This window comes from Brachybacterium sp. Marseille-Q7125, from assembly GCF_023062615.1.
GTDB lineage: Bacteria > Actinomycetota > Actinomycetes > Actinomycetales > Dermabacteraceae > Brachybacterium.
The window spans coordinates 1-10,450 of the sequence record NZ_JALLAL010000070.1 but is presented as its reverse complement, the minus strand read 5'-3'; the positions used below and the strand labels follow the sequence as shown (position 1 = coordinate 10,450).

General features: G+C 65.1%; 8 protein-coding genes and 1 pseudogene. 1 reads left to right on the top strand and 8 read right to left on the bottom strand.

What is annotated here, in order from left to right; all coding sequences use genetic code 11:
* Positions 1-68: 68 nt before the first annotated feature.
* The 6 genes from MU407_RS12860 to MU407_RS12835 all read right to left on the bottom strand — a co-directional run bounded on the left by MU407_RS12860 (position 69) and on the right by MU407_RS12835 (position 7,488).
* Positions 69-2,270, bottom strand: a complete 2,202-nt coding sequence (locus MU407_RS12860; protein ID WP_246958071.1) for a TIM-barrel domain-containing protein — start codon at positions 2,268-2,270, stop codon at positions 69-71.
* Positions 2,271-2,351: 81 nt separating this feature from the next.
* Entirely contained in the window at positions 2,352-3,167 is an 816-nt protein-coding gene (locus tag MU407_RS12855) for a carbohydrate ABC transporter permease (protein WP_246958070.1), read from the bottom strand.
* A 4-nt stretch (positions 3,168-3,171) separates the two neighbouring features.
* Positions 3,172-4,200, bottom strand: a complete 1,029-nt coding sequence (locus MU407_RS12850; protein WP_246958068.1) for a sugar ABC transporter permease — start codon at positions 4,198-4,200, stop codon at positions 3,172-3,174.
* 59 nt (positions 4,201-4,259) lie between these two features.
* Complete coding sequence (locus tag MU407_RS12845) at positions 4,260-5,540, bottom strand: extracellular solute-binding protein (RefSeq protein WP_246958067.1); 1,281 nt, start codon at positions 5,538-5,540, stop codon at positions 4,260-4,262.
* 110 nt (positions 5,541-5,650) lie between these two features.
* Complete coding sequence (locus tag MU407_RS12840; protein WP_246958065.1) at positions 5,651-6,535, bottom strand: aldolase; 885 nt, start codon at positions 6,533-6,535, stop codon at positions 5,651-5,653.
* Positions 6,532-7,488, bottom strand: coding sequence for a carbohydrate kinase family protein (locus tag MU407_RS12835; RefSeq protein ID WP_246958064.1), 957 nt, complete (start codon positions 7,486-7,488; stop codon positions 6,532-6,534). Before MU407_RS12835 ends, MU407_RS12840 begins: the two co-directional genes overlap by 4 nt.
* Positions 7,489-7,586: 98 nt before the next feature.
* Between MU407_RS12835 and MU407_RS12830 the strand changes: the two genes are divergently transcribed.
* Positions 7,587-8,381, top strand: coding sequence for a DeoR/GlpR family DNA-binding transcription regulator (locus tag MU407_RS12830; RefSeq protein WP_246958063.1), 795 nt, complete (start codon positions 7,587-7,589; stop codon positions 8,379-8,381).
* 224 nt (positions 8,382-8,605) lie between these two features.
* Here the strand turns inward: MU407_RS12830 and MU407_RS12825 are convergent.
* Together MU407_RS12825 and arsB are read right to left on the bottom strand one after the other, a co-directional pair.
* Positions 8,606-9,028 (bottom strand): annotated as a pseudogene (locus tag MU407_RS12825) (low molecular weight phosphatase family protein); the annotation flags it as partial.
* A gap of 229 nt (positions 9,029-9,257) precedes the next feature.
* Positions 9,258-10,301, bottom strand: a complete 1,044-nt coding sequence (gene arsB, locus MU407_RS12820) for an ACR3 family arsenite efflux transporter (protein ID WP_246958062.1) — start codon at positions 10,299-10,301, stop codon at positions 9,258-9,260.
* Positions 10,302-10,450 lie beyond the last annotated feature (149 nt).

Genomic DNA, 10,450 nt, shown 5'->3' with positions numbered 1-10,450 from the left:
TAGGCCACGTCGAGGTCTTCCTCATGCAGGTTGGGTCAGAGCTTCCAGCATGAAGGAGACCTCGACCTCTACCCCCACACCGACGCGCCCACCCCGCGACCACCTACACCCTCATCTGCGAAGAGCCCGATATCGAGCATGGGGATCACGGCACCGTCACGCGCGAGCACCGGCATCTCCTCCAGCGTGCAGAGGCGCTCGGCATACCGACCGCCCTCATAATGCTCGCCGGTATAGAGATCCTCCCATCGGCCCTCAGGCACCCAGAACGTGCGGCGCACCGGGTCTGAGCTGTCGCTGAACACCGGTACCACATACAGGTCCCGGCCCAGCAGGTAGGCATCATCGATCCCTCGGCCCACCCGATCGCCGGGAGCATGGAAGTCGAGTGGTCTCATCACCGGCCAGCCGTTCTCGGCGGACTCCTTCGCCACCTGCCATAGATAGGGCAGCAGCGCGTAGCGGCGCCGTACCCATTCGCGGGTGGTCTCGAGCGCCTCGGCGCCGAATGCCCAGGGCTCACGAGGACGCAACCCGTGCGCCCGCATCAGCGGCGAGAGGGCACCGAGCTGAGTCCACCGGACGTACAGCGGTCCCGTCAGTTCGGGACCGAAGAATCCGCCAATGTCATGGCTCCAGAACCCGGGGGCGCTGACGGCGTAAGAGAGGCCGCCGCGTACGGTGGCCTGCATCCCGGCGACGGTCGACTCCGCGTCTCCGCCCCACTGGCCGGGGTAGCGGTGCGAGCCCGCCCAGCCGGAGCGACCCCAGACCAGCGGCGAGCGACCAGTGTACCTTCCGATGCCATCGGAAATCGCCGCGTTGTAGCGCAACGGGAAGAGGTTGTGCGCGTGTACGGGCGGCGTTCCGTCCGCGAGCGCGGCATCATCGGGCAGCCCCTCACCGAAGTCGGTCTTGAACACTGCCACGCCGTCGTCGAGGAATGCGCGATGTAGACCCTGCCACCAGGCGCGTGCGCCAGGGTCAGTCAGGTCCACCAGAGCTCGCGGGCGGCCGTCCGGTGTGGGTGTCCCTTGGAGGTGAGCGACTTCTCCGGAGGCTGTGCGTACCAGGTACCCCTTAGCCTCAGCATCCGGGTAAAGAGGGGAGGCCGGATCGATGTAGGGCACCTCCCAGACCGACAGCCTCAGCGAGTATTCACGCAGCGCAGCGATGAACTCGGCGCGGTCGCCGAACCGCTCGGCGTTCCAGATGAAGTCCGTGTTGAGCCTGTCAGTGACCAGCCAGTCCGGGTCCAGATGAAGCACATCGCAAGGGATCTGCTCAGTGCGCATCTGTTCGGCGACGTCGAGCATCTCGGCGCGCGAGTGGTAGCGGCAGCGTCCCATCCAGTAGCCGAAGGCCCACAGCGGCGGCTGCGGTCCACGGCCGGTCAGCTGCGTGTAACGCGTGAGCCGGGAGGGGATGCTGTCCCCCAGGACGAGGTAGAGGTCGATCGCGTCGTCGTCATTCGTCAGCGACAGCACGCTGGGCATTGAATGGCCGATGTCGCATCCGACGCGCGCCCCGGTGTTGAGGAAACCGAGGTACCCGGCGCTGGAGTGCCACACCGGAATAGGTTTGTACGTCAGGCCCGTCCCCGTGCCCAGAGCATCCTCGACGCGCAGGTCCAGATGCTGCCCGTTCTTGACCAGCCGACCAAACTGTTCGCCGAAACCAGTGATGTCTTCATCGGTCCCGAGCTCGAAGCTGATGGAGTGCTTGCCCTGCCGACGTAACAGCGGTGGGGCGGTAGGCAGTCCTGCCACCTGGCGTAGACGATCCGAGGTACGAAGGATCGTGTCTCCCGACCGTTCAATCGCCAGCGAGAAGGGATACCGGCCAATGCGCACCTTGGTCGCACCCGCACGCAGGGCGATCTCCTGTTCGCCTTCATCGACCCGCCCTGCGACTGCCCCATCTGCACCGCCCGCGAGAGGGTCGGTAACGATCCCCAGTCCAGTCCCGTTGTCATCGAACGCCCAATGGTCAGGCGCCCCGGAGCGGATCCGGATCAAATCCTCAGCAATGACATCCACGCGCACTCGGTGAGGATGGGTAGTTGCCGGGGGGAGCTGAAGATCCCGCGGAAGATTGGGCATCGTCAGCTCGACCCCCAGGTCTCTGGGGTCTTCACCAGTCAGCCACCCGGGTGCGCCATCAAGATGCACCCCGGCGAAGGCATCGACCACAAGATCAAGTCCGGACGGATCAATCTTGCATTCGGTGATGCGCCGAGCCAGAAGAGTGCCGGCAGGCGGAATGGTCACGGAGGATCCTCCTCAGGAGATGATGGCGAAAGCTTGTGGTGGAGCGGAAGAGCGCGGTGAGATCCACGACGGAATGTGCCGTCACCCCTTATTGGCACCTGCGGTCATGCCGGCCACGAAGTACCGCTGCAGGAAGACGTACGCGACCACCATCGGCAAGGACGCGATTACCACTCCTGTGAACAACAGCGGGTAGTTGGTGAGGAACTCGCCTTGGAAGTTCAGCAGTGCCAGCGGCAGTGTGCGCTTGGACGGCGACTGGATGAACAGCAGCGGGTAGAGCAGATCGTTCCAATGGATGACAAATAGGAAGATCGCGGTCGCGGCGATCGAGGGTGCCGACAAAGGCAGCGCGATGCGCAGGTACGTTCGGAAGGTTCCTGCTCCGTCGATTGAGCTGGCCTCGAACATCGAGCGCGGAAGAGTCTTCATGAACCCGCCCATGATGAAGGTCGCGACGGGCAGGGTGATCGTAATGTTAATGAGAACCAGACCGAACAAGCTGTCCAGCAGCCCCAGGTTCTGGAAGAGAACCCGCTGCGGGATCATGTTCGCCTGCGCCGGGATTGCCATGCCGAGAATGAGAAACCCAAAGATCAGCGCGCCCTTCCACCCTGGGATTCGGGCGATGCCGTATGCTGCGAGGCTTCCCAGCACGAGGGTCAGGCTGACCGAGGAGAGGGTGACGATCGCGCTGTTGAGCATCGCTTGGCCGATGCCCTGGTTCAGCATCGCCTCCGAGTAATTGCCCAGCTGCGGATCACTGGCAGGTAAGAAAGGGTCGGCGAACAACTGTGGTTGCGTCTTGACGCTCCCGAAGATCACCACCAGCAGAGGCACGATGATCAGCAGCGAGTACACGAGGAGAAGGGCACGCCTGCCCAGATTGAACATCATCGGATCAGTCCTCACTCGGATGGACGGCGTGGATCGCGCGGCGCTGCAACCAGGTGATCACACCGATCAGGATCATGAAGATTACGGACTCCGCAGCCGCGTAGCCGTACTGCGAGTTCGCGAAGGTCGTATAGATACGGGTGGAGAGGATGTCGGTCGAGCCTTTCGGCGGGATACCGGACAAGCCCAGAATCAGGTCGAAAGCCTTGAATGACTGGACAGTGGTGTAGGCCATGACAATGCCGGTCGGGGCGGCGAGCTGTGGCCAGGTCACGTTCCAGAACCTCTGCCAGCGGCCGGCCCCGTCCATCTCAGCGGCCTCGTACAGCTCCGCGGGGATGGCCTGCAATCCTGCGATGTAGATGACCATCAGCTGACCGATGTGCGCCCAGCACTGCGCCAGCGCGATCCAGTAGATCGCCAGCGCGTCATTGCCGAGGAAGCTCGAGGTCAGGTCGACATCCAGACCGATGGCCTGCGAGATTGCGGAGATACCACCCAGAATCGAGTTCCCCAGGCCGTAGCTCGGGTCGTAGATGAACTTCCAGACGAAGGCAACCGATACCGAGGACAGGATCGTCGGAAAGAAGAACAGTGCCCGCAACGCGATATGGATCCGAGTGTTACGCAGCAGCGCCAGCGCCAGGATCAGCGAGAACGTGGTCTGCACAAAGAGCACGACCAGAAGAAACTTGAGGTTATTGAACAGGGCGTTGTGGAACAGGCTGTCGCCGACCAGGGCCCGCTTGAAGTTGTCCAGGCCTACCCAGTTGAAGTCTGCGCTGTACCCGTTCCAATCCGTGATCGCGTATTGGAACGCCTGCAGCGTCGGGATCATGAAAAAGATGACGAACACGACGAGCGCGGGCAGAGGGAACAGGTAGATCGAGAGGGGAGGCGCTGTCGCCGCACGACGCCTGCGACGGCTTGGTCCGCTGTCCACACCGCGGCGTGCCACCGAACGGTCCGGGCCTGTCTCAGTGGAATGACCGTTGGCGGGTGCCGCGCCGGCAGGGGTGGCCTGCTGAGTCATAAGTACTCCGGGAGATGGGGCCCGGGCGCCGTCCTGGCGCCCGGGCGATGGGAGATCGGTCAGAGGCGCTCGTCGATGACGCCCTGGGCCTTTTCGGCAGCCGCGGCAGGTTCCGCACCGCCGACGACTTCGATGCACGCCCCCTCAACGGCATTGCGGATATCCAGGTCGTTGAACTGGAAGCGCGCAGCGAGCATGAGATCCTCGCGTTCCAGCCACGGCGACAAGTCCTTGAGATCCGCGTTTTCGTACTCGACGCCCGCCACGCTCACGTGCTGGACAGTTGCATCCGCATACACCTGGGCGTTCGCAGGATCCGAGAGGAAGCGGAGGAACTCCGTCGCTGCTGGCTGGACGTTCGAAGCTGCATTGATGCCGAGGATGAAGGTCGCGTTATAGGTACCGGAATGCTTCGGGTCAGAGTTCGACGTGATCGGCGGATACATCCCCATCGGGAACTCCGCACCGAGCGCCCGCACGGCAGCGATGTGGTAGCTGCCGGTCGCGAGCATCGCAGCGTCGCCGTCCACGAACATCTGCTGGATCGGCTCGACGGAGGTGCCCGTGGCGTTGGACTGGAAGTAGGGGCGCAGCTCGGCGTACTTCTCGAGCATCTCCAAGAACCAGTCGTCGGTGCACTTCATAGTGCCCGCCTCGAGCTGTGCTGAGGCATCATCTTCGGGCTGGAGATTCATGATCATCGAGTTGTACAACTGGCCAGCGTTGCCGACATCGCCACCCGGCCAGGCCATGGGCGTGATGTTCTTGGATTTGATCTTGTCGCACATATCGAGGAAGTCGTCCCACGTCGTTGGGGCCTCCTCGTAACCGACGTCAGAGAGGATGTCGAGGTTCCCTACCGGCATCGGGAGGACCACCTGGTACGGCAACCCCATCTGCGCACCGTCGGACTGGCCGGCTTCGATCAGCCCTGCTTCGTAGTTGCTCACGAAGTCCTGATCGGTGAGGTCGGTGTAGACCCCGGCGTCAACGAACTGGGTGAACTGGGCACCGCGGAAAGTGGGGAAGATGTCCCCCACTGAGCCGGACTGCAAGCGATTGAGCGCCTGGGTCTGGTAGTCGTTCGACGGGGTAATGTCCTGCCCGATGGTGACATCGCTGTGCTCGGAGGTGAACGTCGCGATCAGTTCATCAAACGCCTCCTGATCCTCTGCCCTCCAGTGAGCGAATGACACCTCACCCTCGATAGCACCATCGGTGTCCGGAGCCTTCGTCTCACCACCCCCGGTGCTGCCGGGTCCGGAGCATGCAGCCAGGGCGGCAGCGCTACTGGCTCCGAGCATTCCGAGCATCATCCTGCGGTTGAATCGGGTGTTCATGTCTACCTCCATTGGTAAGAACTGCACTCATCGGGAGAACTGCACTGCGTCGGCGGCTTGCACAGAGGGCGATACGGACGCAGCCAGCGCTGCGACCACGGGGACAGGCGTCAGGCGCGGGAGGCCATCTGCTCGTCAACAAGCTCTCCGAGGGCTTTCAGACGGGAGACTGCGTCGGTGCGAAGTGCCTCTTCGACATCGGGGGTGCCGATACAGGCGGACCACACTGCGCGACCGGCCAAGAAGCCGTCGGCCCCTTCACTCATGGAGAGGCGCACCGCATCGGGGAAACGGTCCTGGGGGACACCGGAACTGAGGACTACCCAGGGGCTGTTGATCGCCTCGGTGAGCTGAGCACTGCGGCGACGGATCTCGTCATCCTCGCCCTGTCCCTTCAGGGGCACCTCGGCCTTGTAGAGATCGAAGCCGAGACCGCCAAGCTCCTTGGCGGCTTCGAGCACGCCGGCCTCGGTATCGCTGGGCTTGCCGTCTGCTCGTCCGCGAGAAACGGGCTCGACGATCGAGATCAGGCCCGCCGAACGGGCACGGTCGACAAATCGCTCCACCATCTCGATACGCGGTCCTGCCGGCTGGTCCTCACGCCAGAGCACCAGGAGCTTCATCGCCACGGCGCCCTGTGAGCGGGCGACGGCGGGGTCGACCGCTTCATCGACCGTCACTTCTCCTACGAGCTCACCATGCGCGGACTCGAAGTGGTCCGCTGAGCTGATCAGCCCGCAACCCGGCGCCACCGCCCCGGCATCAACCACGGCGTCGAAAGCAAACTGCTTGTCCACGAGCACCGCGGATGCGTGCGGAGTGAGGATTCGCGTCGCAGCGACCTTGAAGTCCTGCAGATCCTGGTCTGTCACAGGCTCGTCGGTGTGTGCAGCGAACATGTTGCGCATCGCCTCACGCTGGTCAACAGCGAGCATCGCGTAGCCGCCGCTGGCGCGCTGCAGCACAGAGAGATCGAAGGGCTGAGCGTCAGTCATCGTGACTCCTGGAAATCGGGGACAGAAGGGGAACGGTCGGAGGAAAGAAAGGCTTCGAGCTCAGACCGCGTGGGGATACCCGAGCGCCCATCAAGCGCACGCGTGGAGAGGGCCGCGACGGCATTGGCCCTCGACACCGCTTCGAGCAGAGGGCGCCCCTCAACGATCTGGGCGAGCAGCGCACCGTGGAACACATCACCGGCACCAAGCGTCGAGAGCACATCGACCTGGAACCCCGGGACTTGCTGCACCGTCTCCCCGGGGCTGAGCGCCCAGGCCCCATCCGCGCCCTGCGTGGCGACGACTGCGCCCCCGGACTCTGCGGCGGCCTGTTCGAGCAGCTCGACCTGGCTGAGGTGACCGATTCTGCGCGCGAGGGTCTCGATGGTTGGCACATAGAGGTCCAACCCCTCGGCCGTAAAACCCTCCACCAGGTGACCACCGTCAAAGGACGTCCGAGGCAACATCTCGAGCTCGCCCAGAGTCCTGATCGTCGGCTCCCAGCCGATGTGGTCGGTATGCACCCATGCCGAGGCGGAAAGAAGCTCGCGCGCCGCCGCGTGAGAAGTGAGATCGGCTCGGGGCAGCGGCCGATTGCTGATAGCCCTGCTCGCCGCAGCCCGCGTGATCACCACGACACTCGCCCCGGATTCAACACCATCCAGCCGCAACACCGCCTCGGTGTTGACGCCTTCGCGTTGAAGGCCCGCGATGATCTCGTCGCCGGCGTCATCGGCGCCTACCGCGCCAATGAACGCCACATTGTGTCCTAAACGTGCGGCAGCAACCGCCGCGGTCGCAGACGGACCACCGCCAGCGAAGCGAATATCTGACGCGACCACCCGTTCATCGGGGTCGGGGTAGCGCTCCACCAAGGCGAGCGCATCGAACGTCGCCGCCCCCACAAAGACCAAGAGGGGCCGGGAAGCGTCATCGCTCAATCCTGCTTGCATGTGTCTAATCTAACCTCGGATGTTGGAAAGTCAACACCGAATGTTGGACTCCGACCATCCTGGTACCCTGCCGACAGCGACAGACCAGAGGGGTCCCGATGGCGAAACCAGGCGCACAGAGGCTCAGCGCCTCCGAACGTGCTGAAGCGATCACGACGGAGCTGCAGCGTGCCGGTTTCGCGTCGACGACCGTGCTGAGCAGAAAGCTCGGCGTGTCAGACATGACCATCCGACGAGACGTCAGAAGGCTCGCCGAGAAAGGCGAACTGCGCATGGTCCACGGAGGCGTCAGCCTGCCGCACGGCCTACTGCGGACTGCGACCTACGCGGGCCGCGCCGAGGAAGAAGCTGATTCCAAGAGGGCTATCGCCGAAGCAGCCGCTGGGCTGCTCAGGCCTGGTGATAGTGTCGTCATCGACTCTGGAACCACCTGCTTCGCCGTGTCCACGGTCCTCCCCCGCAGCTTCCGCGGCACCGTGATTACCCACTCCGTGCCGGTGCTGCAGCAGATGCTCACCAATACGTCGGCCACTGTGCTCTGTCTCGGTGGCGAGCTGCTGGCCGAGAGTCAAGTGCTGATAGGACCGCGCACCACCGCAGCAGCGAAAGAGATCACTTCAGACGTCCTCCTGCTCGGCGCTAACAGCGTGGATACAAGTGGCGTCTATCTGATGGGGGACCGTGAGCACCTGGTCAAACGCGCCTTCCTCGAAGGGGCCTCGAAGGTGGTCCTTCTTGCAGACCGCTCCAAACTCACACGCAGCGCGCCCGTTCGGCTAGCAGGCTTGAAGGAGATCGACGTAATGGTCACAACCGGGCCGGTTCCGGACGCTCTTATCGAGGCGTGTACCGCGCACGAAGTTCAGGTGGTCGAGGTACGAGCCCAGGCCTAAGCGCCCTGCGCGCTCGGAGCCGGTGCGTCGCGAGGAGAACTACGGGACGCATCGCTTGGTCCCTGCACTCAGCCCCCGCCACGCTTGTGGCAGCTCTATGACCGATGCAGGGGTCTACATCGGTCATAGGCGCACCACAATCGCGCGCTGCGGGTCTGGGCAGGCTGCCGTGGCCGGGCGCAGTGCGGGCTACGCCACACCCCGGCGACGCCGCTGAGCGGCGCTCACCCCTCGGCCGTGAGCTCCTCGAGCAGCTGTGTCACGCGGGCGTCGATGTCGTCGCGGACCAGGCGCATGCGCTCCTCCCCCTCAATGCCGCGCTCGGAAGGCTCATCGGTATGCCAGGTGGTGATGGTGCCGCGCATACCGGGCACGGGGTCCACCTGCGCCTCGCGGCCGAGCACCACCACGCGGTCCACGCGGGCCAACAGATCAGGGTCGATCGGCGTGGGGACTCCGGTCGACATGTCGGCCCCCACCTCGGCGATGACCTGGGCGGACAGGGCGTTGATGGCGCTCGCGGGCTGGGTGCCGGCGGAGTGGACCGCGATGGCTTCGCCCGCCCGATGACGCATGAGCGCCTCGGCCATCTGGGACTTCCCGCCGTTCTTCACGCAGACGAAGAGGACGGACGGGGTACGGGAGGTGCCGGGGGCGTCAGAGGGTTCGGCCGCATCGCGGCAGTCGGCGGTGTCAGGGGCATCGGCCGCATCGCGGCGGTCGGCAGTCTCGGCGGCATTCGACGTCGCAGCAGGGGAGCTCATGCGCCCATCATCCCCGCCCCCTCTCGATGCGGCTACGTTCTGGTGCTTATCCATGCCCCATTCCCACAGAAACGCAGCCGTCTGCGGCGAAAGGGTGACGCACACCCCGCCGTCACCGCTGCGGCAGGGTGGGGTCGCTGGGGAAGAGCTTCGGGCCGATCCACAGCGTGAAGTACACGAGCCCCACCAGCACCGGCACCTCGATCAGCGGCCCCACCACCCCGGCGAGCGCCTGCCCGGAGGCGACGCCGAAGGTGCCGATCGCCACCGCGATCGCGAGCTCGAAGTTGTTGCCCGCGGCGGTGAACGCCACCGTGGTCGAGCGCGCGTAGTCCAGGCCGATCCCCCGGCTGACCAGCAGCGCCACGAGGTACATGAGCACGAAGTAGGCCAGCAGGGGCACGGCGATGCGGGCCACGTCTCCGGGCGAGGTGAGGATCGCATCGCCCTGCAGCGCGAACAGCAGCACGATCGTGAACAGCAGCCCATACAGGGCGAAGGGGCCGATGCGCGGCAGGAACCGCTCCTCGTACCAGGTGCGGCCCTTGGTCCGCTCGCCGATGAGCCGCGTGAGGAAGCCGGCCACCAGCGGGATGCCGAGGAACACGAGCACGCTGAGCACGATCGCGCCCACGGAGAACTCGACGCTGGTGGTGGGCAGCCCCAGCCAGCCGGGCAGGACCTGCAGGTAGAACCAGCCGAGCGCCCCGAAGGCGAGGACCTGGAACACGGAGTTGATGGCCACCAGCACGGCCGCGGCCTCCCGGTCGCCGCAGGCCAGGTCATTCCAGATCAGGACCATCGCGATGCAGCGGGCGAGCCCCACGATCACCAGGCCCGTGCGGTATTCCGGCAGGTCCGCGAGGAAGATCCAGGCCAGGGCGAACATGAGAGCGGGGCCGACGATCCAGTTCAGCACCAGCGAGCTGATCATCAGGCGCTTATCGGCGCCGATGCGCTGCGTCTCGTCGTACCGGACCTTCGCGAGCACCGGGTACATCATCACCAGCAGCCCGATGGCGATCGGCACGGACACCCCGGCGATGCTCACCGCATCCAGCGCCTCATTGAGGCCGGGGATCAGGCGGCCCAGCAGCAGGCCGAGCACCATCGCGGCGAGGATCCACACCGGCAGCCAGCGGTCCAGGAAGGACATCTGGCCGACAACATCGCGCGCGGGAGCGGCGGGGGGGGGCGGGGGGGGGGGGGCGGGGGGGGGCCGCGGGGGGGGGGGGGGGGGGGGGGGGCCTGTGCACAGCTGCCGCCGGCCGCGGGGGGCCCTGGGGTGCCGCTGGGGTGCCGGTG